22 protein-coding genes and 1 riboswitch are annotated in these 26,717 nt (G+C 33.9%); of the genes, 3 read left to right on the top strand and 19 right to left on the bottom strand.

The window, feature by feature from the left end; translation table 11 throughout:
• Window positions 1-6 precede the first annotated feature (6 nt).
• Both BC961_RS06625 and BC961_RS06620 read right to left on the bottom strand, forming a co-directional pair.
• Window positions 7-834, bottom strand: a complete 828-nt coding sequence (locus BC961_RS06625) for a prephenate dehydratase (protein ID WP_121925118.1) — start codon at window positions 832-834, stop codon at window positions 7-9.
• A 364-nt stretch (window positions 835-1,198) separates the two neighbouring features.
• Window positions 1,199-2,116, bottom strand: coding sequence for a M20/M25/M40 family metallo-hydrolase (locus BC961_RS06620; protein ID WP_121925117.1), 918 nt, complete (start codon window positions 2,114-2,116; stop codon window positions 1,199-1,201).
• Between the two features lie 184 nt (window positions 2,117-2,300).
• Between BC961_RS06620 and gldA the strand changes: the two genes are divergently transcribed.
• Window positions 2,301-3,200 carry a gliding motility-associated ABC transporter ATP-binding subunit GldA gene (gene gldA, locus BC961_RS06615; protein ID WP_121925054.1) on the top strand — a complete coding sequence of 300 codons (900 nt, stop codon included), beginning with the start codon at window positions 2,301-2,303 and terminating at the stop codon, window positions 3,198-3,200.
• A gap of 4 nt (window positions 3,201-3,204) precedes the next feature.
• Here the strand turns inward: gldA and BC961_RS06610 are convergent, their stop codons facing one another.
• The 4 genes from BC961_RS06610 to metH all read right to left on the bottom strand — a co-directional run bounded on the left by BC961_RS06610 (window position 3,205) and on the right by metH (window position 9,307).
• Entirely contained in the window at window positions 3,205-4,512 is a 1,308-nt protein-coding gene (locus BC961_RS06610; RefSeq protein ID WP_211331306.1) for a TIGR00341 family protein, read from the bottom strand.
• A 62-nt stretch (window positions 4,513-4,574) separates the two neighbouring features.
• Entirely contained in the window at window positions 4,575-5,369 is a 795-nt protein-coding gene (locus BC961_RS06605) for a polysaccharide deacetylase family protein (RefSeq protein WP_121925053.1), read from the bottom strand.
• A 195-nt stretch (window positions 5,370-5,564) separates the two neighbouring features.
• Window positions 5,565-6,521 carry a methylenetetrahydrofolate reductase [NAD(P)H] gene (gene metF, locus BC961_RS06600; RefSeq protein ID WP_121925052.1) on the bottom strand — a complete coding sequence of 319 codons (957 nt, stop codon included), beginning with the start codon at window positions 6,519-6,521 and terminating at the stop codon, window positions 5,565-5,567.
• Window positions 6,522-6,625: 104 nt separating this feature from the next.
• Window positions 6,626-9,307: a methionine synthase gene (metH, locus tag BC961_RS06595; protein ID WP_121925051.1), complete on the bottom strand. Its 2,682-nt coding sequence runs from the start codon at window positions 9,305-9,307 to the stop codon at window positions 6,626-6,628.
• Between the two features lie 134 nt (window positions 9,308-9,441).
• Here metH and BC961_RS14705 point away from each other — a divergent pair, with 134 nt between their 5' ends.
• The gene (locus BC961_RS14705) at window positions 9,442-9,609 is read left to right on the top strand and encodes a hypothetical protein (protein ID WP_170151291.1); all 168 of its coding nucleotides are present in this window, start codon (window positions 9,442-9,444) and stop codon (window positions 9,607-9,609) included.
• A gap of 17 nt (window positions 9,610-9,626) precedes the next feature.
• On the opposite strand, the gene BC961_RS06590 is transcribed toward BC961_RS14705, so the two are convergent.
• The 9 genes from BC961_RS06590 to BC961_RS06550 all read right to left on the bottom strand — a co-directional run bounded on the left by BC961_RS06590 (window position 9,627) and on the right by BC961_RS06550 (window position 19,505).
• Window positions 9,627-10,049, bottom strand: coding sequence for a hypothetical protein (locus BC961_RS06590; RefSeq protein WP_147440533.1), 423 nt, complete (start codon window positions 10,047-10,049; stop codon window positions 9,627-9,629).
• A 141-nt stretch (window positions 10,050-10,190) separates the two neighbouring features.
• Entirely contained in the window at window positions 10,191-11,192 is a 1,002-nt protein-coding gene (locus BC961_RS06585) for a homocysteine S-methyltransferase family protein (RefSeq protein ID WP_121925049.1), read from the bottom strand.
• A 272-nt stretch (window positions 11,193-11,464) separates the two neighbouring features.
• A riboswitch (SAM riboswitch) is annotated at window positions 11,465-11,585 on the bottom strand.
• Between the two features lie 92 nt (window positions 11,586-11,677).
• Window positions 11,678-12,730: an NAD(P)/FAD-dependent oxidoreductase gene (locus BC961_RS06580; protein ID WP_121925115.1), complete on the bottom strand. Its 1,053-nt coding sequence runs from the start codon at window positions 12,728-12,730 to the stop codon at window positions 11,678-11,680.
• Window positions 12,731-12,830: 100 nt separating this feature from the next.
• The gene (locus tag BC961_RS06575; protein WP_245980842.1) at window positions 12,831-13,412 is read right to left on the bottom strand and encodes a precorrin-2 dehydrogenase/sirohydrochlorin ferrochelatase family protein; all 582 of its coding nucleotides are present in this window, start codon (window positions 13,410-13,412) and stop codon (window positions 12,831-12,833) included.
• Window positions 13,413-13,474: 62 nt separating this feature from the next.
• Entirely contained in the window at window positions 13,475-14,251 is a 777-nt protein-coding gene (cobA, locus tag BC961_RS06570; protein WP_121925047.1) for a uroporphyrinogen-III C-methyltransferase, read from the bottom strand.
• A complete protein-coding gene (locus BC961_RS06565) occupies window positions 14,241-16,334 on the bottom strand; it encodes a HEPN domain-containing protein (RefSeq protein WP_121925046.1) in 2,094 nt (697 codons plus the stop codon). Before BC961_RS06565 ends, cobA begins: the two co-directional genes overlap by 11 nt.
• 107 nt (window positions 16,335-16,441) lie before the next feature.
• Window positions 16,442-17,686, bottom strand: a complete 1,245-nt coding sequence (locus tag BC961_RS06560) for a sulfate adenylyltransferase subunit 1 (protein WP_121925045.1) — start codon at window positions 17,684-17,686, stop codon at window positions 16,442-16,444.
• Window positions 17,687-17,797: 111 nt separating this feature from the next.
• Window positions 17,798-18,697 carry a sulfate adenylyltransferase subunit CysD gene (cysD, locus tag BC961_RS06555; RefSeq protein ID WP_121925044.1) on the bottom strand — a complete coding sequence of 300 codons (900 nt, stop codon included), beginning with the start codon at window positions 18,695-18,697 and terminating at the stop codon, window positions 17,798-17,800.
• A 97-nt stretch (window positions 18,698-18,794) separates the two neighbouring features.
• The gene (locus BC961_RS06550) at window positions 18,795-19,505 is read right to left on the bottom strand and encodes a phosphoadenylyl-sulfate reductase (protein ID WP_121925043.1); all 711 of its coding nucleotides are present in this window, start codon (window positions 19,503-19,505) and stop codon (window positions 18,795-18,797) included.
• Window positions 19,506-19,826: 321 nt separating this feature from the next.
• Here BC961_RS06550 and BC961_RS06545 point away from each other — a divergent pair, with 321 nt between their 5' ends.
• Complete coding sequence (locus tag BC961_RS06545; RefSeq protein ID WP_121925042.1) at window positions 19,827-20,609, top strand: sulfite exporter TauE/SafE family protein; 783 nt, start codon at window positions 19,827-19,829, stop codon at window positions 20,607-20,609.
• A 323-nt stretch (window positions 20,610-20,932) separates the two neighbouring features.
• Here the strand turns inward: BC961_RS06545 and BC961_RS06540 are convergent, their stop codons facing one another.
• From BC961_RS06540 to thrA, 4 genes are all read right to left on the bottom strand, one after another.
• A complete protein-coding gene (locus tag BC961_RS06540; RefSeq protein WP_121925041.1) occupies window positions 20,933-21,343 on the bottom strand; it encodes an RrF2 family transcriptional regulator in 411 nt (136 codons plus the stop codon).
• Between the two features lie 123 nt (window positions 21,344-21,466).
• Window positions 21,467-22,639 (bottom strand): trans-sulfuration enzyme family protein, encoded by a 1,173-nt coding sequence (locus BC961_RS06535; protein WP_121925040.1) that lies wholly within the window; start codon window positions 22,637-22,639, stop codon window positions 21,467-21,469.
• A gap of 89 nt (window positions 22,640-22,728) precedes the next feature.
• Window positions 22,729-23,181 (bottom strand): OsmC family protein, encoded by a 453-nt coding sequence (locus tag BC961_RS06530; RefSeq protein WP_121925039.1) that lies wholly within the window; start codon window positions 23,179-23,181, stop codon window positions 22,729-22,731.
• Between the two features lie 110 nt (window positions 23,182-23,291).
• Window positions 23,292-26,678, bottom strand: a complete 3,387-nt coding sequence (thrA, locus tag BC961_RS06525; protein WP_121925038.1) for a bifunctional aspartate kinase/homoserine dehydrogenase I — start codon at window positions 26,676-26,678, stop codon at window positions 23,292-23,294.
• Between the last annotated feature and the right edge of the window lie 39 nt (window positions 26,679-26,717).

The following is a 26,717-nucleotide window of genomic DNA, read 5'->3' as shown; positions in this document are numbered from 1 at the left end:
TTGTACTTAATCTTTTGTGTTCTTATATTCTCCTAGTACTTTAAAATACTCGGCCATAATTACCAGTAATGATTTTGCCTTTGCATAGTCTTCGTATTTTTCGAAAGTAATATCCACAAAAAATGAATATTTCCACGGAGTTTCTATTTTTGGCAATGATTGAATCTTAGTCAGGTTCATTTTACAGTCACTCATTACATTCAAAACTGCAGCTAAACTGCCTCGCTTGTGATCTAATTCAAATTTGATTGAAGCTCTTCTAATTTCTGATTCAGGCACAAATGAATTCTCTTTTTTCAAAATAACAAACCGAGTCATATTGTTTTTTATAGTTTGAATCTTAGGCGCTAAAATCTCTAAACCATACATTTCTGCAGCTGTTTCACTCGCTATAGCAGCTATTCCTTTTAACTGATTCTGTTGAATTCTTCGAGCTGTTTCAGCAGTATCTTTATCTTCAACCAACTTTATATTCGGATATTTTTTTAAAAAATCCATACACTGTAAAATTGCCATAGGATGCGAATGCACTTCTGTAATATCTTCGATTCGTTGCCCTTTTAAAGCCATTAAATTTTGATTAATATTTAAATAATGCTCTCCTATTATGTGTAAATTATTTTTATCGATTAACGCATAATTAGGAATTATAGGACCTGCAATGGAATTTTCAATTGCCATCACTGCTTGATCACATTTTCCTGAAAGTAAGCTGTCTATCAATTCCTCAAACGACAAACACTCATCTACAGCAACATTCTGCTGATAGTATTCTTGTGCTACTTGATGGTGAAAAGAACCCTTAATTCCTTGAATTGCAATTATATTATTTATCATTTTTTAAATTTTAGGCAAAAAAAAATCCCGATTCACATCGGGATTGTATATTTATAATTATCAATTTAATTTTCTAATTAAATAACCATACGACAATCCCTATCCTGTTTCCAGAAATAAAAAGAATTGCTAAAATAAAATCGGTTATTGAACATTATATTTTGGTTTTTTGTATTAAACTCTCTGCGAATTTATAAATAATTTCGACTGCACCAAAAAAAAATCTATTTATTTTGAAACAAAAAAAGAATCGGCGATAAAATCCATTTAAAATTATGCTATAGTTAAAAAAAGGCTTCTAAAATAACATTTAAATAATGCTGTATTAAAAAGAAAAGTCATAATCAGTTTAATAAATACATTATTTTTTTACTCTTGTGGGAGTATCAGAGCCATTAATAATACTTTGTGAACTAATTGCGATCGCTTTTATAATTTCAGTCATATTATCTAAGTCTAAGGTTGAAACCTCATCGCTTAATTTATGATAATTCATTTCGACATCCATTTTTGAAGTTGAAATCGTATGTGCTGGAACTCCTTGAGCTGCTAATCTAGCATTATCTGAACGATAAAACAATTGTTGTTCTGGATAAGGATCTTGATAGAAATTAAAATTTGTGCCAACTAAGTTTTTCTGTAAAATAGTTCCAAAATCTGTTTTCTCAAAGCCTGTTATGTAAGCTGAATTTTTCCCCCATTTGCTTTCTGTGCCTATCATTTCGAGATTAAACATAGCAACAACTTTATTTGGATCCATCTTTGCGGAAAAGAATTTAGAACCAAAACCGCCTATTTCTTCTCCAGTAAAAGCTACAAAAATAATTGTGCGTTCGTTTTTATCTAAGTCCTTAAAGTATTTTGCTAAAGCAATTACTGCTGTTGTTCCGGAAGCGTCATCGTTTGCACCATTATAAATTTTATCAACGCCTTCTTTATCCATTCCTAAATGGTCATAATGCGCTGAAAAAATCACGTACTCATTTGGACGAGATTTCCCCGGTAAAACCGCGATAACGTTATTAGCTGGTTTTCCTTTTACATCAAATTCTTGACGGTAATTTTTTAAATCATCATAATAAGAAAGATTGATTTTTTTAAACTCACTTTCGATAAAAGTAGAAGCTAATTCAATTCCAGGAGAAAAAGTCGCTCTTCCTTCCATCTTATCTGAAGCAAGTTCCGTTTCGATTCGGATTACTTCTTCTTTATCTATAACTACTTGCGCTTGGGCAAAAAACCCAAGAAACATAAACAACAGGATGCTCTTATTTTTCATAATTAGACTCATTTTATTTATTAGTTCATATAGGTCAGCAATGCAATTCATAAGCTCAATTCTTAAAATTACAATTGAATTTCAAAATGCTCTCTTACAATATTTTTTAAAAATACATATTTGGCAATCAAAGAAACAACAAATCCATAATTTTTCTGTTTACTTTTGCAACAAATAATATGACATGTCGATAGAAGTAAATAATATCTCAAAAAGTTACGGTGCTCAAAAGGCATTAGACAACATTTCTTTTTCTGTAGAAAAAGGTGAGATTGTTGGTTTTTTAGGTCCAAACGGTGCTGGGAAATCTACTTTGATGAAAATATTAACCACTTATATCAACGCAGATGAAGGAACTGCCGTCGTAAACGGACATGATGTAAATTTAAATCAAAAAGCTGTTCAGCTGTCTATTGGTTATTTGCCAGAGCACAATCCGTTATATTTAGATTTATACGTCAGAGAATATTTAGCATTTAATGCGGATGTATATAAAATTGCAAAATCACGTATTGAAGAAGTTATTGTACTTACTGGCCTATCTTCTGAAAGTCACAAGAAAATTGGACAATTATCAAAAGGTTATCGTCAGCGTGTAGGTTTAGCTAACGCTTTATTGCATAATCCAGAAGTGTTAATTTTAGATGAACCTACTACAGGTTTAGATCCTAATCAATTAATTGAAATACGAAATGTGATCAAAAATGCTGGAAAGGATAAAACAATTTTTCTTTCCACTCACATTATGCAGGAAGTAGAGGCTATTTGTGACCGAGTTATTATTATAAATAATGGCAAGATTGTCGCAGACAAAAAATTAGATAAATTAATTTCTGCAGACAAGGAGCAAGTTATCGAAGTTGAATTTGATTATAAAATTGAAGAACAAGCTATTGCAAAAATCGAGCATCTTACTTCTTACAAAAACACCCATGATATGATCTGGGAATTAACGTTCCTAGCTGATAAGGATATGCGTCCTGCAGTATTTGACTTTGCGAATGAAAATGGTTTAAAAACACTACAGTTGAACCAAAAGAATAAAAATTTAGAAGCGGTTTTTAGAGAAATTACAAAAGAATAGACTTTTAGATCTGTCTGTAAACTTCAACCTTCTCTTTTGAAAGTCTTTGCTGAAGCCATAAAACAAATTTCGTTTTTGAAGCTCTATTTAATTCACTTTTACTTTTGTAAACGAGCACCGGAATTACTTGGGCCTTTTCTGTGTTTTCATCGTAAATATGATTAGAAATTGCCAAGTTTTCAATCTCGGGAAAAATTATTTTTGCTTCGGCTAAAATCACAGCGTTATTATAATTGTTTCTCTTTATCTGTTTTTCTAATTCTAAAATGGTTAAATCTTTTTTATTTATAGTCGCTTTTTCAAAATTTATTTGATTCGAAATATACTTTTTGATGTCGGTGGTGTCTTGTCGAATTTTAAGTTCAGTATTCTCAACACCATAAGTTTTTAGTCTTTTATTTAGGACCTTCAATTCATCGTCACTAGTCTTTTTAGCTAAAAACACTAATTCTATATTTTTAGGACTGACGTTAGTTTTTATTTTTTTATAAAGAATCGTATAACCTTTTGCTGTAAATTCATCACTTATAAAAAGTTCTATTTTTTGATTGTATTTCTTTTCTTGAATTAATATGTAAGCAAAGTACACGCTAGGAATAATCATTACTAATATCAACGATGTCATTGCATATTTAACCTTTTTTTCTTTACTCTCGTCAATTTGCTTTGCTGATGGATATTTAAGATATTTTACAATTAGAAAAGTAGCAATACAAATAAAAACACAGTTGATAACGTACAAATAAATCGCTCCAAAGAAATAACTATAATTTCCAATCGCTAATCCATATCCAGCGGTACATAAAGGAGGCATTAATGCAGTTGCAATCGCTACTCCAGGAATTGGATTTCCTTTCTCTACTCTAGTAATGGCGATTACACCAACTAAACCACCAAAAAAGGCTATAAAAATATCATAAATATTGGGAGAAGTTCTGGATAACAATTCGGATTGCGTTTCCTTAAATGGACTCAAGTAAAAATAAAATGTGGAGACTACTAATCCTACGATTGTTGCAATCAGAAGATTTTTTAATGCTTTTTTTAGTAGATTAAAATCATAAATTCCTAAACCAAAACCGGCTCCAACAATAGGACCCATTAAAGGAGAAATAAGCATTGCTCCAATTACAACAGCAGTGGAATTCACATTTAATCCAACGGATGCGACAACAATTGCACAAGCTAAAATCCAAAAATTTGAACCTCTAAAAGAAATATTAGCTTTTACATTTTCTAAAACTTTAAGCCGATCTTCTTCTCCTGTATGAAGGTTTATGAAGTTTATAACTTTATGCAGAATTTCTTTCATCAATATTACCTTTTTTTAACAAAAATGAAATTACATTTTTATTCTCGAATACCATAACCAAATCATTTTTTATTTCTTTCTTTCAAATACAGGTCTGAGACAGTGTAAAATTTCATGTCATTATCTTGAATATATTTACAAATCGCGATTAATGTTTTGTATTCTGTTTCGTATTTTGATTTTGATTTTGATTTCAAAACCGGTTTATGAGCATAAAATACGACGACTTTATTATTAGCTTTTGCATATTCTAGTAATGATAGAAAATAAGGAATGCTGTATTGTGCATAATTATTATCGATTCCTAAACCAAATAATACCCTACTCTGATTGTCAAAATAGCATCTCTGTAAATGTGGCGGTTCATTACCATAAGTCGTTCCTCTAATAATATTAAATTCATTGAGTAAAATAGTATCTGTCAACGAATCTCTTGATCCGTAGGGATAGGCGAAAGAGTGAATCTCAAATGATTTTTGATTCATAGAATTTATCATTGGAAAAATCTCCGTTTCGAGATAATTAGCTTTGCCATTATTCTTTTCGAAAGGTGAAGCTTTTAAATGAATCCATCCATGGCCGCCTATCTCATTACCTCTATCTTTTAAGATCTTTAATTTATTTAATTCTTTTGAAGAAAGAGTATTAAATTGTGAAACGAAAAATGTTGCCTTCCAATTGTATTTCTCTAAAACTTGAGCTGCATCATACCATTCATCGACGTAGTTATCATCAAAAGTAATTGCCACTCCTGCCTGAATCTTTTGATCTTTTACAACAACTAGGTCATTTTCATTCTTGCTGCAAGCAGTCAGAAAAAGAAAAGCAATAAAAGCAAAAGCGTATTTTAGATTCATATTTTGTTTTCTCTATCGTTTTTATTTGATAAATGTAATTGAATTAAATCTACTTATTCTTACACACTATTTTTTTCAAAATTTAGTAGAAATAATTTACGCACTTGTTTTACTTAAAACAAATCACAATCAACTAAAAATCAAAGAGTAAAGAGAATATCTTTCTAAAAAATAAAGCCTGACTTTTTATTATTCTTAAAAAACCTGACTTGCTATTTGTCTAATATTCTCTGATTTTCCCATTGAGTAATAATGTAAAACCGGAACACCGGCAGCTTTAAGCTCTAATGATTGCTGGATTGCCCATTCAATTCCTACTTCTCTAATGGCTGCGTTATCTTTGCAATCGTCCACTGCTCTGATTAAGTCTTCAGGCAAATCGATGCGAAAAATTTGTGGTAAAACCTGTAAATGTCTTTGAACTGCAAGCGGTTTAATACCGGGAATTATAGGAACAGTTATTCCCATTTCTCTTGCTTTGTCAACAAATTGAAAATATTTAGCATTATCAAAAAACATCTGTGTAACCACATAATCTGCTCCTGCGTCAACTTTTTCTTTAAGACGTTTTAAATCGGAAAGTAGTGAAGGTGATTCTAGATGTTTTTCAGGATAACCTGCAACACCTATACAAAAATCAGCTTTGTTGTCCACATGCATTACGTCATGTAAGTACTTCCCTTGATTCAAGTGATAAATTTGATTTACCAGATCAACTGCATAATTGTTCCCTCCAGCTTTTGCTACAAACGATTGCTCATCCTTCATTGCATCACCGCGTAAAGCCATAACATTATTAATTCCTAAATAGTGACAATCTACTAAAAGATACTCCGTTTCCTCTTTAGTAAAACCACCACAAAGAACATGAGGGACAGTGTCTACATCATATTTATGTTTTATAGAAGCACAAATACCAAGCGTCCCTGGACGCATTCTCGTTAATCTTTTAGCTAATAAACCATTGCCTTTATCTACATAAATATACTCTTCTCTCGAAGTAGTAACATCAATGAATGGTGGCTTGAATTCCATCAATGGATCAATATTGTCGTATAATTCTTGAATACTTTTGCCTTTTTGAGGCGGAATGATTTCAAATGAGAATAATGTTTCTCCTTTGGATTCCTCTATATGTTGTGTTACTTTCATAATCCTCCCCCGATCCCTCCGAAGGAGGGGAGATCTCGGGTAATTTTAATTGAACAATCTTTTAAACTCCTGCTCCTCCCCTTCGGGGAGGCTGGGAGGGGATTTTAATCTGCTATATTTGGGTTTAACCATTTCATTGCTTCTTCTGTTGGAATACTTCTTCGCTTAGCATAATCAATAACTTGATCATCTTTTATCTTACCAAGTCCGAAATATTTACTTTCTGGGTTGGCAAAATAATATCCTGAAACAGCAGAAGCAGGCCACATCGCCATACTTTCAGTTAAAACAACTCCTATTTCTTTTTCTACATTAAGTAGTTTAAAAATTGTTGGCTTTTCTAAATGGTCTGGACAAGCTGGATAACCTGGTGCTGGACGAATTCCTTTATACGTTTCTGCAATCATATCTTCGGTACTTAAAGCTTCATCAGCTGAGTAACCCCAAATTTCCTTACGTACTTTTTCGTGAAGGTATTCTGCGAAAGCTTCCGCTAAACGATCCGCTAATGCTTTGACCATTATCGCATTATAATCATCTAAATCTTTTACAAATTCTTCAGCCCATTCATCAACACCAAAACCAGTAGCCACACAAAACGCACCCATGTAATCCGTTTTACCACTGTCTTTTGGTGCAATAAAATCAGATAAAGCAATATTTGGAGCACCTTTAGTTTTTTGTGATTGCTGACGTAATGTCAAAAATTTATCTAATACTTTTCCATTTTCGTCGCTCAGCTCGATATCATCATCGTTGACTTGGTTCGCTGGAAAAATACCGTATATTCCTTTGGCGTCAAGCTTTTTCTCTTTCAAAATAATTGCTAACATTTCCTGAGCATCAGCAAAAACAGCAGTTGCTTGCTCACCAACTACCTCATCAGTAAGAATAGCTGGATATTTTCCGTGCAATTCCCAAGTTCTAAAAAATGGCGTCCAGTCGATATATGGAACTAAAACATCTATATCAACTTCGATTGCTTTTACGCCAATAAAATTCGGTTTCTTAGGAGTATAGTTCTCCCAATCCAACTGCAATTTATTCTTTCGAGCTTGTTCAATAGTTAAATAATTTTTATCTCGAGATCTATTTAAAAATGTCTCTCTAAAAGCGTCATATTCTTCACGAATCGATGCCATATATATTTTTCGATCATTATTAAGCAGGCTTCCCGCGACCGTAACAGCTCTTGAAGCATCATTAACGTGAATTACTGTTTGTCTGTATTGGGGTGCAATTTTAACGGCAGTATGCGCTCTCGAAGTAGTCGCTCCACCAATCATGATTGGGATTTTGAAATCACGCTTATCTAATTCTTTAGCTAGATAAACCATTTCGTCAAGCGACGGAGTAATTAATCCACTAAGACCAATAATATCAACATTATGTTCTATCGCCGCAGCTATGATCTTATCTGGAGCAACCATCACACCCAAATCTACGATCTCATAATTATTACACGCCAAAACCACCGAAACGATATTTTTACCAATATCATGAACGTCCCCTTTTACAGTTGCCATTAAGATCTTTCCATTTCCTTGCTTATCGCCCGCTTGTTTTGAGGCTTCAATAAACGGCAATAAATAAGCAACTGCTTTTTTCATTACACGAGCCGATTTTACCACCTGCGGCAAAAACATTTTTCCAGATCCAAATAAATCACCCACGACATTCATTCCTGTCATCAAGTTTATTTCGATAACTTCAATTGGTTTTTTAGCTGATAGTCGCGCTTCCTCGACATCTTCTTCAATAAACTGGTCAACTCCTTTTACAAGTGAATGTGTAATTCTTTCTTGAACGGTTCCTGAACGCCATTCTTGAATTGCTTTCTCATTTCCTTTTACATCGCCTTTTACATTTTCTGCAAAATCCAATAAGCGTTCTGTCGCATCATCTCTTCTATTTAAAATAACATCTTCAACATGCTCTAATAAATCCTTTGGGATTTCGTCGTAAATCGAAAGCATTTCAGGATTTACAATTCCCATTGTCATTCCATTTTGAATGGCATGATACAAAAACACAGAATGCATGGCTTCACGAACCGTATCGTTCCCTCTAAAAGAAAAGGACACGTTGCTTACTCCACCACTAATATGCGCATGAGGTAAGTTTTCACGAACCCATTTTGTTCCTCTAAAGAAATCTAAAGCATTAAGGCGATGCTCGTCCATTCCTGTTGCAACTGGAAATATATTTAAATCAAAGATTATGTCTTGTGCTGGAAAACCAACCTTATCCACTAAAATATCATAAGAACGCTGACAAATTTCGACTCTTCGCTCGTAATTATCAGCCTGTCCAACCTCATCAAAAGCCATTACAATTACTGCAGCTCCATAACGCTTAATTAATTTAGCATGATGAATAAAAGCTTCTTCACCCTCTTTCAAAGAAATAGAATTCACTACACTTTTTCCCTGAACTACTTTTAAACCTGCTTCAATGATTTCCCATTTCGAGCTATCAATCATGATGGGTACACGGGAAATATCAGGTTCAGCAGCAATTAAATTCAGGAATTTTGTCATTGCATAAACCCCATCAAGCATCCCTTCATCCATATTAATATCGATAATTTGGGCGCCACCTTCTACTTGCTCTTTTGCAATACTAAGTGCTTCTTCGTATTTTTCTTCCTTGATTAACCGAAGGAATTTTCTAGAACCTGTAACGTTTGTTCGTTCCCCAACGTTGATAAACAAACTCTCTGGTGTTATAATCAAAGGCTCTAATCCTGCTAATACAAGGTTTTTTCTTGTTACTTTTTCTGCCATTTTATTTATTTTTAATCTTATCACATTTTTAAAATGAAATAGATTTAATCTTTTATCTTATTATTTTGGGCGTGTTCGCCGCGGCGAATGGGCTATCCGCTATATCTTTTGTTTCGCTATCGCTTCACAAAAGGATGCCGCTACTATCCCTCACGCAGTTTTGTACTCTGTCATTGCGAGGAACGAAGCAAAGAAATCATTCTGGTTACTCTCGTGATGCGGTTCCGTCGTTCCTCGGAATGACTTACTTGTTGCTTTTATTTCTTGAAGAACGTTTATTCTCCTTGTGGGCACGAGCATGACGCTCGCGCTAGCCTTATCATTTCCATTTAGATCTTTCTAAATATTTATTTGTAACACCACTATCATAAGTATAATATTTGATTTTAGAAAAACCAGCCTTAACGAGAGTAAGCGAATCCGGTTTCAATTCTTTATCCAAAATGATGTAATTTGCTCTAGGGTTATTTAAATGATATTTTACTTTATAAAACTTATTTAAAATCTCATCACCTCCTATTACTTTTCTCTTAGATAAAATTTTACCATCAACATAAAAACAATATACTAAATACCTCATTTTACCAGACTTCTTAAACTTCATTGTCAAAGCAATTGCCTCACCTTCAAAGGTTTTTTTACGGCTGTCGAATTGATTGTGCTTATAATTTGTATACAATAATATGATCATCGACAAAATGCAAACAATAACCATCACTATTGTCAAATTTTTAAATTTCATCCTATTATCCTCTTTCATATAACTCCAACCCTTATTTAATTACCTTTTCATCGCACGGGCAAGCTATTAGATCTTGTAAACGATCAACAACTCATAACCTTTGTCAAAGTTTAAAACTTTGACAAAGGTTATATCAACATTTTACATCACAGCCGTCGAAACTCTTGGTTTATAATCCTTAGCAATATCTGCAATCAACTTGATGTGTTGTGGAGTTGTTCCACAACAACCACCTATTATATTTACTAAATTATCGTCTAAATACGTTTTGATTTGGGCTTGCATTTCTTCTGGTGTTTCATCGTATTCTCCAAAAGCATTTGGCAATCCTGCATTAGGATGCGCCGAAACATTAAATGATGTGTTATGAGATAATGTTTGCAAGTATGGTTTTAATAAGTCGGCTCCAAGCGCACAATTGAAACCTACACTTAATAAGGGAATGTGTGAAACTGAAACTAAAAATGCTTCAACGGTTTGTCCTGAAAGTGTTCTTCCTGATGCATCGGTAATTGTTCCTGAAACCATGATTGGGATTTCAATATTGCGTTCGTCTTTGACTTCTTCAATAGCAAAAAGCGCTGCTTTAGCATTCAAGGTGTCGAAAATAGTTTCTACAAGTAATATATCGCAGCCACCATCCATCAAGGCTTCTACTTGCTGCTTGTAAGCTTTGCGCAAATCATCAAAAGTTACTGCTCTATATCCTGGATCATTCACATCTGGCGACATACTTGCCGTTCTATTTGTTGGTCCTACTGAACCTGCTACAAAACGAGGTTTCTCTGGATTTCTAGCGGTAAAGTCATCAGCAACTTCGCGAGCAATTTTTGCAGATTGAAAATTCATTTCGTACACGAAATCTTGGAGATGATAATCAGCCATTCCAATAGTGGTACTCGAAAAAGTGTTCGTTTCTATGATGTCTGCTCCTGCATCAAAATATTTAGCGTGAACTTCTTTTATCGCTTTGGGTTGGGTCAGTGATAGTAAATCATTATTTCCTTTAAGTGAATGTGGGAAATCTTTAAAACGCTCTCCACGAAAATCTTCTTCGGAGAAATTGTAGCGTTGTAACATAGTTCCCATTGCGCCATCAAGAATAAGAATTCTCTCTTTTATGGCCTTTTGAATATCTGACATAATCGTTTATTTCTTAAAAACCTCTTTGTTATAGAGATCTGTACATTTTATTAATACTAACAAAAATTCAATATATAAACTGCTTAGCCCCGATGGAAACGGCATCCTTTTTATGCTGAATTTATTTCAGGAGAAAAAGATACAGTGAACAGCGGGAAAATTATTAGCAAAAAAGCATAATAATTCGCTCCTAAAACTGAAATTAATTCAGTGGGCTAAATATCGATATGTTATCAAGAAAAATTTTGAGAAATACTGCTGTGAGTATTCGTGTGTTATCTATCTTAATTACTGAAATAAATTCAGCATAAAGTAGAATGTAGCACCTTCTTTAAAAGATAAAGGGTTGCTAAGGTTTCATTGGGTCTTTCCCTCCGCCTTTCGTGATAACTGTCAATAAATATATGAACAATGCAAAGTAAAGACATAGCGCTACTACTTGCAAGTAATAACGCTATATTTTTTAACTATTTTATGGGAAATTGTTAAACTATTGCTTTAACCACTGCTTTTGGAGCTTCTTTACGAGTTCCATCAAAGCCGTCTACTCCAGCAACCGTAGTGTATTTTAGAACATATTTCTTACCTGGATTTATGATCTGGTATGCAGCTTGACACATTAAAGTTGCTTCGTGGAAGCCACAAAGTATTAATTTTAATTTTCCTGGATAGATATTTACGTCACCTATTGCAAAAATACCCGGAATATTAGTTTGATAATCTAAAGCATTATTTACTTTGATTGCATTCTTTTCAATTTCTAATCCCCAATCTCCAATAGGACCTAATTTAGGTGTAAGACCAAAAAGTGGAATAAAGAAATCTGTAGCAATTGTTCTTTGTGCTCCGTTTTCATCTAAAACAACCGATTCGATATGTTCAGCTCCATTTATACCGATAACCTCTGCCGGCGTAATTAGTCTTATTTTTCCAGCATCTTTTAATTCTTGTACTTTTTCAACAGAATCTAGAGCACCTCTGAATTCGTTTCTTCGATGAACTAATGTTACTTCTGAAGCAATATTAGACAGGAAAATACTCCAATCTAAAGCAGAATCTCCACCTCCAGCGATAACAACTTTCTTATCTCTAAATTCCTCTGGATCTTTTATAAAATATTTAATTCCTTTATCTTCATAGAAATTAATTCCATCAATAAGTGGTTTTCTTGGTTCAAAACTTCCTAAACCACCTGCAATCGCAATTACTGGAGCGTGAAATTGTGTTCCTTTATTAGATGTAACTATAAAAGTTCCATCATCTTGCTTTTCTATTGTTTCTGCTCGTTCTCCTAACGTAAATCCAGGTTCAAACTGCTTAATTTGTTCCATTAAGTTATCAACTAAATCCCCAGCTAAAACTTCTGGAAATCCTGGAATATCGTATATTGGTTTTTTAGGGTATAATTCTGAAAGTTGCCCTCCTGCTTGTGGCAACGCATCTAGTATGTGGCATTTTAACTTTAACAAACCGGCTTCAAAAACAGCAAATAAACCTGTTGGACCAGCTCCTATTATAAGAATATCAGTTTTAATCATTACATTACTATTTATAGTCATTTTTTGAGTTTACAAAGAAACGAATATTTGCTTCTCCTTTTTATGATTTTTATCATTCCTTTAAATCTACAGGAACTTTTTATATATTTTTTAACGTTTCAGTAATCTTATTCATTTTTTCGACTTTTTCTTCAAAGTTTCCTTTCAAAGTTTTCCGATATTCATTTAAGTTTTCTACCATTTTATTAATATCATCTGGGATTACTTCTTCAAAAAATTGTCGCAGCCTTTTAGCTGTTGTCGGAGATTTACCATTAGTTGATATAGCAATTTTTACGTTGCCTTTAGTGACAATTCCGCCCAGATAATAATCACACAACTGAGGCGTATCAGCGATATTGCAAAGCAAGTATCTTTCTCTTGATAAGTCGTAGATCTTTTTATTTACTTCTAAATCATCCGTGCAAGCAATAACCAAATGCCTTTTTTTGAGCATTCTTTTCTTGAATTTTTTCATTGTCAGTTTTACCGAATCATGTTGATGTACTAAATCGACTAGTTCTGGTAAAAATCGCGGAGCTACGACTTCAACAATAGCTTTCGGACTAGATTTTAATAAAAAAGATAATTTTTCTAATCCTACATTTCCGCCGCCAACTATAAGTACATTTAGCTGATGCACTTTTAAGAAAATGGGATACAATTCATTCCTCTCCCCCAACCCCTCTCCGAAGGAGAGGAGAGCCGAGTCGTGAATTTTAGAAAATGATTCTTCTTGTTTCATTACAATAGTATTTTAGAAGAGACAAATTCTTCGTAGAAGCCTTTTAACTTATTACTTTCTCTGACAACTTCGCCAATTACGATAATCGCTGGAGAACTCAATTTGTTCTCTGAAACGACTTTTTGAATGCTGTCGATTGTTCCAACTCCTAATTTCTCTTGAGGTGTTGTTCCGTTTTGAATAATTGCAACTGCCACTTCTCCTTTAGACTCTTTTTGGAATAAAGCAACAATTTCATCTAACTTACTCATTCCCATTAATATTACTACTGTTGCTGTTGATTGAGCCGCTAAAGCAACATCATTAGACAATTTTCTTGTTGAAGTTGTTCCTGTAATTACCCAAAAGCTCTCTGAAACTCCTCTTTTTGTCAACGAAATTCCTTGCGTTGCAGGAACCGCAATCGAGGATGAAATTCCAGGAATTACAAATGTGGGAATTCCGAAACTTTCTACGAATTCTATTTCCTCACTTCCTCTTCCAAAAATAAATGGATCTCCACCTTTCAAACGAACCACATGGCCATAAGTAAGTGCATTGTCTACAATTAATTGGTTAATTTCCTCTTGCGTGTATGCATGGCAACCCTTTCTTTTTCCAACAAATATTTTTAATGCGTTTTTAGGTGCAAAAGATAATAGTTCATCATTTGATAGCGCATCGTACAAAACGACATCGGCTTCTGCCAAAGCTTTTGCTCCTTTTATTGTTAGTAAATCTGGATCTCCTGGACCCGCACCAACTAGAGTTACTTGAGGTTTGATTCTATTTTTCATATATTAATTCTTTAGCTCTGAACTCTTCTATTGTATCAAAAAACGTGATTGCTTGTTGTATGTATTTTTTGGCGAAAGCCTCACAAGGTTCATTCTTATTGATTTGGAAAACTAAATCTTTGAATGAAGTTTGAAAGGGAATTTTATTCGTTTCTACAAAAACGGTATCAAATAATTCTATTATTCCTGCCTGATGATTCGTTTTTTGGTTTTCAGAAAGTAGCAATGCTTTAGCACCATTTACAAAACCAGAATACGCATGATAAATAGCGTCTGACCATTTTTTCTCTTCGAAAGCTTCTCTCGCAAACGTTAATTTATCTTTAGCTTCTAATAATAAAGTCGCTACTAAATCAATCACGACGCCAGCACATTCACCAACTCCAACAGCCTTCACGTAATTATCAGCATTTCCCCAATCAACAAAATCAGCTTCTGTGAGGTTGGTTATAGTAGCTAAAGGTTTTAAAATTTCGTAGAAATACTTCTCACCTTTTTCTTCATAATAATTTACAAATGAAGATCCGTTTGCATTTGCATCGAAATCATTTAAAATATATCGCAACGCTTCAGGTCCTCGTCGGCTGGGAATTTTGATTACTTTATCAGCAAAACGACCTTTCCCGTTTCCTAGGTTTGCGCCACCCAAAAGAACTTGCAAAGCAGGAGCTACTAATTTCCCAGCATTTATTGACATTCCTTGAAAACCAATTGCTGACATATTGTGTTGTCCGCAAGCATTCATACAACCGCTAATTTTTATTTCAATTTCGCTATTGTTTTTATAGTGAGGATATTCGGCTTCAATAACTTTCTCAAGTTCTTCTGCAATTCCGGTACTACTAGCAATTCCGAGGTTACAGGTATCAGTTCCAGGACAAGCGGTAATATCTGCAGTTGAATTGTATCCTGGAGCGACCATATCTAATTTAGCCAATTCTTGATAAAAAAAAGGAAGATTTTCTTCTTTCACATTTCGAATCACAATATTTTGACGCAATGAAAAACGTAATTCATTAGCCGCATAATTTTTTATTAAGTCTGCTAAAACCCTCGCTTTATCAGTATAAAAATCACCTAAAAGTACTTTGATTCCAATGGCTACATATCCTTTTTGTTTTTGCGGGATAACATTTGATTTTTTCCACTTTTCATAAGCGGAAGTATCCGCAATGATAACTTTGGGCACTTGCAATAAAGTTTCTGGAATGACTTCGTCAAATCCTGTGATGTCAATTTCATATGTTTCAAAAGCGATTGCTTTTTTCTCTTTTTCAACCAATTCTAGAAAAGCTTCTTTTCCAATGTCTTTAATTAAAAACTTCATACGTGCTTTCATTCTTTTATTGCGTTCCCCATGTCTATCAAAAACGCGAATGATACCTTCAGCCGTTGGAACAATTTCGTTTGCAGGAATAAATTCGCTTAAAAGTTCTGCGTGAATAGGTTGAGAACCTAATCCACCGCCAAGCATCACTTTGAATCCTCTTTTTCCATTAACAATTTTTGGAATAAATCCTAAATCATGTAAATAACTTAGAGCAGTATCTTCATCAGACGAAGAAAATGAAATTTTGAATTTACGTCCCATTTCTTGGCAAATAGGATTTCGCAATAGATATTGAAACATTCCATGAGCATATGGCGAGACATCAAAAGGTTCGTTAACATCTACGCCTGCTAATTCGCTCGCTGTAATATTGCGAACCGTATTTCCACAAGCTTCACGCAATGTGATATCATCTTTAGCTAAATTTGCCCAAAGTTCAGGTGTTCTGTCTAGACTGACATAGTGAATCTGTATATCTTGACGTGTGGTAATATGCAAACGGCCTGTTGAATATTCATCAGAAACTTTTGTAATACGCACTAATTGCTCGCTAGTTACTTTTCCAAAAGGTAATTTAATGCGTATCATTTGAACTCCTTCTTGGCGTTGACCATAAATCCCTCGTGCTAAACGAAGACTGCGAAAACGTTCTCCATCAATTGTTCCGCCACGAAAAGCATGAATCTTTTTTTCTAAATCAATTATTTCTTTTTCGACGATTGGATTTTCTAATTCTGTTCTAAAACTTTGCATTTCCTAGTATTATTTTTCCTTCCCCCGACCCCCTACGAAGTAGGGGGAGCCGTTATGGAAAGTGGTTGTCTTAAATGGTTGTTTATTCCGAGGCGGGTTAGGAGGATCTACTTTATAAAACCAACTCCAGCTGTAGTGTTTGTGGAGGCATCAATTAAAATAAAAGCGCCATTTGATTTATTATCGTTGTGAGAATCAAAATAAAGAGCTTTACTTAATTTAATTGTGACTTCTCCAATTTCATTAATGGATAATTGAGTAGCTGGAATAGCACCTGAATAATCAGTTGCGATAACGTTTTTAACACTATCAATTTTAGCTAAAACTCTATTTGTGTTATGCTGAATATAATATTTAGCTCCTGCAAATAATTTTTTGCTGTCCATCCAGCAAACGGTTGTAGTGATGTCTTTTTCTATTCTAGGAAGTTCATCTGATTTTACAATCATGTCTCCTCTAGTGACATTAATATCATTTTCTAATTCAAGAGTAATGGAGGAACCAACGCTTGCTTCACTAAATTGTTTATCGAAAAAGTGAATGTTTCTTACTTTAGATTTGGTTAAAGAAGGAAGAACAGTCACAGCATCTCCAACTTTGATATTGTTACCGTATAATTTACCAGCATACCCTCTAAAATCGTGGTATTCTTCTGTCTTAGGACGGATTACCGTTTGTACAGGAAAACGTGCTTTTCCATTATCATAGATATCTTTTGACTCTAATCCTTCCAAATGTTGCAGAATAGTTTGTCCAGTGTACCAAGGCATTTTTCCTAATGTTTCTACCACATTATCTCCTGTTAAAGCACTTAATGGAATGTAACTTACATTTTGTTCTTTGTAGGAGCTTTTTTCATTTAACGCTTGAAAATCTTCTTTGATTTTATTGTACACTTCTTCAGAATAGTCAACTAAATCCATTTTATTAACGGCAACAATCACATCTTTTACTCTCAATAAATTATTGATAAAAAAGTGACGGTAGGTTTGCTCAATAACTCCTTTTCTAGCATCTATCAAAATAATTGAAACTTGCGAAGTCGAAGCTCCTGTCACCATGTTTCTTGTATATTCTACGTGGCCTGGCGTATCAGCAATGATGTAACTTTTCTTGGCTGTCGAAAAATAAATATGCGCTACATCTATTGTAATTCCTTGTTCTCTCTCGGCAACTAATCCGTCAGTTGCTAATGAAAAATCAAGATAATCATATCCTTTTTGCTTGCTACTTTTTTCGATTGCTTCTAATTTATCCGACGTTAATGATTGCGTATCATACAATAATCTCCCAATTAAAGTGCTTTTTCCATCATCTACACTTCCTGCTGTTGCTATTTTTAAAACTTCCATCAGTTTTTGTTTTATTTTAAATATTGAATTCTAAACTTTATTTTAAATGTTGAATTTTAAATGCATCAGAAATAATTCAAACATTCATAATTTATAATTTAAAATGATTTCCTAAAAGTATCCTTGTTGTTTTCTTTTCTCCATTGCGGCTTCTGAACGTTTGTCATCAATTCTAGCACCTCTTTCAGAAATGGTAGATGTCCTAATTTCGCCGACAACCTCAGTAATTGTTGCAGCGTAAGAATCAACTGCAGCAGTGCAACTCATATCTCCCACAGTCCTGAAACGAACAATTCTTTCTTCGATTTCTTCATCTTCCTCTTGATATACAAAAGGAGAATGAGACCAAATCAAGCCATCTCGCATAAAGACTTTGCGTTTATGTGAAAAATAAATAGATGGAATTTCAATTTGTTCTTGTTCGATATAACTCCAAACATCCAGCTCTGTCCAGTTTGAAATTGGGAAAACTCGAACATTTTGACCATTTTCAATTTTGCCATTTAGCAAATCAAATAATTCAGGACGTTGATTTTTTTCATCCCATTGACCAAAATCATCACGAACAGAAAAAATGCGTTCTTTAGCTCTCGCTTTTTCTTCATCGCGACGAGCACCACCAATGCAAGCATCAAATTTAAATTCTTCGATTGCATCAAGAAGTGTAGTAGTTTGCAAACTATTTCTACTCGAATATTTTCCTGATTCCTCAACTACTTTACCTTCGTCGATAGCATCTTGAACGTTTCTAACGATAAGTTCTAAACCTAATTCTTTAACCAATCGGTCTCTAAACTCGATAGTTTCAGGGAAATTATGACCAGTATCTACATGTAACAATGGAAAAGGAATTTTAGCTGGAAAAAATGCTTTTTGAGCTAATCGCACTAAAGTAATTGAATCCTTTCCACCTGAAAAAAGCAAAACCGGTTTGTCAAACTGAGAAATAACTTCTCTAAAAATATATATCGCCTCGCTTTCTAAAGCATTTGTTTTTAATGTCGTACTCATTTTTCTTTGTTTAAAAGTTTAAGGTTAAAAGTTCGAGGTTTGTGTAGCCTCATCTAAAATCTCTCACTATTATCATATTTTATACTCTCTTTGTTCTTTACTCTTTCTTCGCCTCATGCAAACCACATTCTTTATGGCTGGATTCCCACCACCATCTTCCTGCTCGAATATCTTCTCCTGCAGCAATCGCTCTTGTACAAGGAGCGCAACCAATGCTTATAAATCCTTGTTTGTGTAAAACATTTTGTGGCACATTATGATGATCAATATAGTGTTGAACTTCTTCTAACGTCCATTTCAATAACGGATTGAATTTGATGATCTTGAAATGCGCATCATATTCAAAAAAATCCAAATCATTTCTATTTTCTGATTGCTCTGCTCTCAAGCCTGTAATCCAAATTTTATTTCCACTTAATGCTTTGGTTAGCGGTGCTACTTTTCGAATAAAACAGCATTCTTTTCTATTTTCAATACTTTCATAAAAACTGTTCGGACCTTTTTTATTCAGTAATTCTTCTACAGCGACAGACTCAGGAAAGTAAACTTTAATCTCTTTTTTATACTTTTTCAATGTTTTATGAAATACATCATAAGTTTCCTGAAACAATCGGCCTGTATCCAAAGTAAAAATGGTGATTGGCAAATCATCGGTAGCAATTAGCGCAGTAATTACTTGATCTTCTTGCCCAAAAGAAGTTGAAAAAACTATTTCGTTTTGAAATTCAGCAGCTAGAAAACGTAACGTCTCGTCTATTGAGAAGTTTTTCGTTTTTTCACTTAATTGTTGCGCTAGTATTATACTCATTATTGTATGTTATTTTAAATCTATTACCCTATCGGAATAGTAGATTGAATTGCAAATGTAATACATAATTTTAGAAAACAAAATAAAAAAAAATATTTTATTCAATTTTAGTTCGCTTCTTAGCGCTTGATAGCAAAGGCTTTGAAGAGATTAAGTATTATTTTTATGGAATTCTTAAACTGTCACAATTATTTTAATATATTCTCAAAAAATAGTTTGCTAGTTTACATTTCACATAATTCTAACTAAAATATATTAATTAGTCTACTTTCCCGATAGGATGATTATAAAATATTATTATTTTTGTCGAAAAAAAATTTTATGGATTTCCAATTCGGGTTAGTAATTGCAGGATTACTTGTGGGTTTCATTGTAGGCATGACAGGTGTAGGCGGTGGCTCTTTGATGACTCCTATCTTATTATGGTTTGGAATCCCACCTACAACCGCAGTCGGCACTGATTTATTGTATGCAGCTTTTACTAAAATGGGCGGTATCTATGTCCATCATAAAAAACAAAACATCAACTGGTCTATTACGGGTTGGCTATCGCTAGGAAGTGTTCCAGCGGCTTTACTAACATTGTGGATTTTACACAGTATAAAAACCGATGTAACCGCATTGAACGACATAATAAAATACGGATTAGGTTGGGCACTTATCCTTACATCAATAGCGGTTTTATTTAAAAAGAAATTGATGATTCTGTCTCAAAAACACGCTGGCAATAAATTTCATAGCGAAAGTAAAACGCGCAATTTACTGACAGTCGCAATTGGAATATTACTTGGCGCAACAGTTACACTAACATCAATTGGAGCCGGAGCTTTAGGAACTGTCACTTTGTTTTTCCTATATCCTCTTCTGGCAACTCCACGACTAGTGGGAACTGAAATTGCTCACGCTGTTCCGTTGACACTTGTTGCTGGTTTAGGGCACGCATCTATGGGAAATTTAGATTTAGGCTTGTTGGGACAATTATTACTGGGTTCTCTTCCTGGAATTTATTTTGGAAGTATGCTTAGCGGAAAAGTTCCAGATTTGTTTTTGAGAAACGCGATCGCAATTATGCTCTTTATGGTGGGATATAAATTGCTTTTTTAGTTTTTAGGTTTTGCGATGCGGTATTTTAATTTTGAAGAAATTAATTTCTTTTTTTAAACTATAGAAGACATTTAAGAAAATATAATCGATTGTTATTTTTATTAACGAGATCTTCTAAAATGTTGTTTTATAAAAGATTTTAAAACTGAAATCGATTTTTTTGCGTGAGGGATTGAAGTGGAGCTCTTTATTTATTGAGCTTCGTTTGAAAAACGAGACTTAATAAATAAAAGCGGGAACGTAAAGCCCGACCCGAAGTTGCGAGGAGGAACGACGAAGTAAACTGCGGGACACGCCCAAATAAATATTACTGAAATAATGAATTAAAAGGCGATATCAGCGAGTGTGTTACTTTCCAATATCTGTAACGTATTATCACGAACTTCAATCATTAGTTTGCGAACAGCACATGCCACCTCATCTTTACAATCATCACACTTTTCATAGAAATTGTGACTTGCGCAAGGCAAAAGTGCTATGGGTCCTTCTAAAATTCGGTAGACGTGAGCCATATTGATATCTTTGGGATCTTTGATTAGATAATAACCACCGCCTTTACCTTTTTTAGCACCTAAGAATCCCGAATGGCGAAGTAATAACAAAATACTTTCTAAAAACTTTAATGAAATGTTTTCGCTTTTTGCTATTTCAGCAATTTGAATAGGAGTGTTGTTCTCCTGACGAGCCAAAAAAGTCATTGCTTTTATTCCGTATTTTGTTTTTTTTGAAAGCATTTTTAACTATTGTTGATTGAGGATTAACGATTTTAGATCTTTAAAAATTAGTATCGTATTTTTTAATTTTTGGCACCAACACCAAATCTACAATCAAAAATCGTTAATCACAAATCTAAAATCTTACGCAAGCGCCTGCTCTAAATCAGCAATCACATCTTTTACAGTTTCTAACCCTACAGAAACACGAACTAAGCCATCTGTGATACTTACAGCTAGACGTTCTTCAACTGATAATTTACTGTGCGTTGTTGAAGCAGGATGCGTTACAATTGTTCGCGTATCTCCTAAATTAGGTGATAATGAACATAATTTAATTTTATCTAAAAATGCTCTTCCAGCCTCAAGACCTCCTTTGATTTCAAATGCTACAATGTTTCCACCTAAACTCATTTGTTTTTTGGCAATTTCGTATTGCGCGTGAGACTTTAAAAAAGGATATTTTACCTGGTTGACATTAGGATGACTTTCTAAAAACTCTGCCACCTTAAGTGCGTTTTCGCAGTGTTTTTCTACTCGAACTGCTAATGTTTCTAAACTTTTTGAAAGTACCCAAGCATTAAATGGTGATAAAGATGGCCCTGTGAGTCTAGAAAATAAATATATTTCTTTAATCAAATCAACATTTCCTACAGTTACTCCTCCCAAAACTCGTCCTTGACCATCAATTAGCTTAGTTGCGGAGTGAACGACTAAATGCGCTCCCCATTTTATAGGCTGTTGAATGTAAGGTGTAGCAAAGCAATTATCAATTATTAAAATCAAATTGTGCTTTTTAGCTATGTCTCCTAGTAACTCCAAATCAATAATATCAATTGCGGGATTAGTCGGCGACTCTGCGAAAAGTATTTTTGTATTGGGCTTTATGAAACTTTCAATAGTTTCTGGTTTGTTGATATCAAAATACGAAGTTTCAATATTCCATTTCGGGAAGTATTTCATAAAAAGAGAATGAGTAGCTCCAAAAACGCTTCCTGCTGACACGATGTGATCACCAGATTTTAACAAAGCTCCTAAAGTAGAATATACCGCTGCCATACCAGAAGCAAAGGCATAACCGGCCTCAGCCCCTTCCATTTTACAAATTTTATTTACAAATTCGTTGGTATTTGGATTACTGTATCGGCTGTAGATATTTCTATCCTTTTCTTCTGCGAATGATGCTCGCATATCTTCTGCATCTTCAAAAACAAAACTAGAAGTTAAGTATAAAGGCACTGAATGCTCTAAATATTGTGTTCTTTCTATTTGATTGCGGATCGCTTGGGTTTCAAATCCAAATTCTTCTTCGTTCATATAAGTTGTATTATCCCTACCTCAGCCCTTCCGCCGCGGGGGAGAGGGAGCCGAGAATAGAGTGTTATTATTTAAAAATCAGCAATTATTTATAAGTTGTTTGATTCTCCATCGGGGGTTAGGGGGATTCCATTTAAAACCACTTTGTAGTGAACAGTAGCTGTTGGTTCTAAAGTTTTTGAAACCGAGCAATATTTCTCGAAAGAAAGTTGTGCGGCTCTCGCTGCTTTTTCAGGATTAATTTCGCCTTCTAAGTAAAAAACAACGTGAATATCTTTAAAAGGCTTTGCCTCTCCTAGTTGGACTCTTTCGCCATCAACCTCAGCTTTGAACGAAGTAATTTCTTGACGTTGCTTTTTTAGAATCGAAATCATATCTATGGCGCTACATCCAGCTACTCCCATTAATATCAATTCCATGGGACTTGGCCCCATATCATTGCCTCCAAATTCTGGACGGCTGTCTACGTTTACTATATGTCCACGTTCGTTTTTTAATTCGAAATGAAAATTGTCGTTTACTCTATTTAATGTTACTTTCATAATATCCCCTCCCCAACCCTCCCCGAAAGGGAGGGAGCCAAGACCGGAGGTATGTCCCTTTTATACTTATTTATATTTTCTTTATTCCCCCCTTCGGGGGTTAGGGGATTTTATCCTTTATCTGATAATCTCAAAATATCTCCAAATACTCCTCTCGCTGTCACCGCTGATCCAGCACCCGCTCCTTGAATTAAAATTGGTCTATCTCCATAAGACTCTGTGTAAATTTCGAAGAAAGAATCAGAACCTTTCAATCCTCCTAATGTAGTATCTGAAGGAACTGAAACTAATTTCACTTCCAGTATTCCTTTATCATGCTGCAAATCTCCAGACAATTCGCCTATATATCTTAGAACATGATTCGGTTTTTGGTCCGCTTTTATTTTATTATAAATAGGATCAAATTCCTTGAGTTTTGTTAAAAAATCAGCAACATCACCTTCACGTAAATGTTCTGGAATAAGATTTTGGATTTTAATTTCTTCAAATTCATTTTGCAAATCTAATTCTCTTGCTAAAATCAACAATTTTCTTCCCACGTCATTACCGCATAAATCTTCTCTTGGATCTGGCTCCGTGTAACCGTTGTCAATTGCTTCTTTTAAAATTTCACTAAATGGAGCATCTTTTGCAGAGAAATTATTAAATAAATAGCTTAACGTTCCACTAAATACACCTTTAATTTTAGTGATATTTTCACCTGATAGGTGTAATAATTTTATTGTATCAATCAAAGGTAATCCAGCACCTACGTTAGTTTCATATAAATAATTTTTCTGGTTTTCGGCTAGTGAACTTCTTAGATCTTTATAAAAACCATAGCTTAAAGTGTTTGCTACTTTATTCGACGAAATTAAATCAAAGCTGCTTTCTACAAGCGGAATATAATTTTCGACAAATGCAGCACTTGCTGTATTATCGATTGCAATCAAATTTTCTAAATGATGTTCATTTGCATAAGCAATAACGTCTTCCATCGTATACGGAATTCCTTGATCTTGAATTTGATTTTTCCACTCTAGAGAAACACCATTTTTGTCTAGAAGAATTTTTTTAGAATTGGCAATAGCAAAAACATTTAGTTTAATATGTTTCCGTTTATCAATTGCTTCAGCAGACTCTAAAATTTGATTAATTAAAGTTCCTCCTACCAAACCATGACCAAAAATAGCAATATTTATTTTCTTTGAAACTCCAAAAATCTCGCCATGAATAACATTTAAAGCTTTATAAAGTTCTGTTTTCTTAACTACTAAACTGACGTTTTTACCCGTAACAGTGTTGTTAAAAAGTATTGGAATTATTTTGTTTTTAATTAAAGCAGTATAGGGCTTATGGAACGTACTTAAATCTTGGCCTATTATAGAAATTACCGAGACATTATCGACTACAGTAATTTTATTCACATCTTTAGAATAGAAATCATTTTCAAATTCCTTTTCTAATTCGATCATAGCCTTAGTGGCTTTATCAGCTGCAACTACCAATCCAATTCCTCTTTCTGACGAACCTTGAGAAATGATACTTACACTAATGTCATTATCACCCATTACTTTAAAAATACGAGCATCTACACCTGTTTTTCCTAATAACCCTCTTCCTTCAAGATTCACTAAAGCTACATTTTCTAATACAGAAAGTGTTTTTATACCAGCTCCTGCAGCATTAGCAGTTATCAATGTTCCTTTATTTTCGTGATTAAACGTATTTAAAATACGAAGCGGAATATTTTTTTCTAATAAAGGAATGATAGTCTTAGCATGTAAAATTGTTGCTCCGAAATTAGCCAACTCATTAGCTTCATTAAAAGTTAGGTGATCTATTTTCTTAGCATCTAGAACTAAATCTGGATTTGCAGTATATATTCCATCAACATGCGTGAAATTCTGGAGTTCCTCAGCATTGATAAAGTTTGCTATTAGTGAAGCAGTGTAATTACTTCCATTTCTACCTAAAGTAGTGGTCTCCTGTTTTGCATTTGCACCAATAAAACCTGTAATTACTAAAACGGCATCTTCATTTTCTTTAAAAATCTGGATGATATTCTTTTTCGAAGCAGCTTCTATAGGTTGAGCATCACCAAAATTCGAGTCTGTCACTATCAATTCACGGGTATCGGCAAATTTTGCATAAATACCTCTCTCGTTTAATAAAAACACAAGTAATTTAGCTGAAAGTACTTCTCCTTGTGCCAAAATTTGATCTTGAATTTTAGTGCTGTAATCGCCTATTAAACTTACCCCTTCAAAAAGCTTATCTAATTTTTCAAATTCAACAGAAAAATCAATTGATTCAAATCCATCTTTTTGATATTTTTTAAAACTCTCAAGAAGTGGTTTGTAATTACCATTTTTTACAGCGATGGTTAAAATATCATCTAGCTCATCAGTAGCTTTTCCTCTTGCTGATACAACAACTGCGACTTTTTCTTCTTGCTTTATTTTACTTTCAATAATATTTAGAACCGTATTAATCCCTTCACCGTTTGCTAAAGATTTTCCACCAAATTTTAATATTTTCATTTGTTTTTTATTTTTGAAGACTACTTCTAATAAATTGTCTAATTGTTCGTATTCCATCAAGAAAGCATCGTGTCCATGCTGCGAGTCAATCTCACTGTAGAATACATTGTTTTTAAATTTTTTAATATCGTTGTATGTTTCCTTATTCTCCTTTGCCGTAAAAAATAAATCAGAATTGATTCCTACGATATAAATATTTGCATCGACTTTAGAAATCAGTGATTCTAAAGATTCTCGATTCCGAGTGATATCAATCGTTTTTAATAGTTGATTCATCATCTTGTACGCAGCTAACTGAAATCTTTTCTCCAATTTTTCTCCGTGATAATTCAGCCAACTCTCTACTTGAAAGGTTTCAAGTTGTAAATTGATATCTCTATTAAATTTTTCTTTAAAAGATTCAGGAGTTCGGTAGCACAACATTGCGTGAATGCGCGCGTCTTCTATAGGTTTCTTGGAATTGTTTAATATTTGCTCTTGCAAGTAACAGTTAGCAATCAACCAATCAGTAGCTTTCCAATCGGTCGCAATGGGAATAAAGTTTTGTGTTAGTTTTGGCTTTAAGGCCAAAATTTCCCAACCTATTCCTCCTCCTACAGATCCACCGATAAGCGCAAAAAGTTGATCAACTTTTAATACACGAAGTCCTTCCAGAAAAATTTTAGCAATATCTCTGGCAATAAAATCTCTATAATTCTCGATTGTAGCTGAATTAAAACCATTACCTGGAACATCAAAAGCGATGATTGTATATTTTCTAGTATCGATTGTTTTATCAACTCCTACTATTTCATTCCACCAACCAGATTCTCCTATTACCTGTGAGTTTCCAGTTAAAGCATGATTGATTAAAATTATAGGAGCGGTGTGCAAAGCAGCACCAAAAACCTGATAACTTAAGTTAAGTGTAGCATAGAAAGCACCATTATGCGTGGTGAAATCTTGTAATGTAATTAATGAAGGTTTATTTTCCAATTTCAAATCTTTAATGATTTTTGATTTGTGTCTGGAAAT

Origin of the sequence: Flavobacterium weaverense (assembly GCF_003688495.1) — a bacterium.
Classification (GTDB): domain Bacteria; phylum Bacteroidota; class Bacteroidia; order Flavobacteriales; family Flavobacteriaceae; genus Flavobacterium; species Flavobacterium weaverense.
The sequence above is the reverse complement of the archived record's forward strand: the minus strand, read 5'-3'. Positions and strand labels throughout refer to the sequence as shown.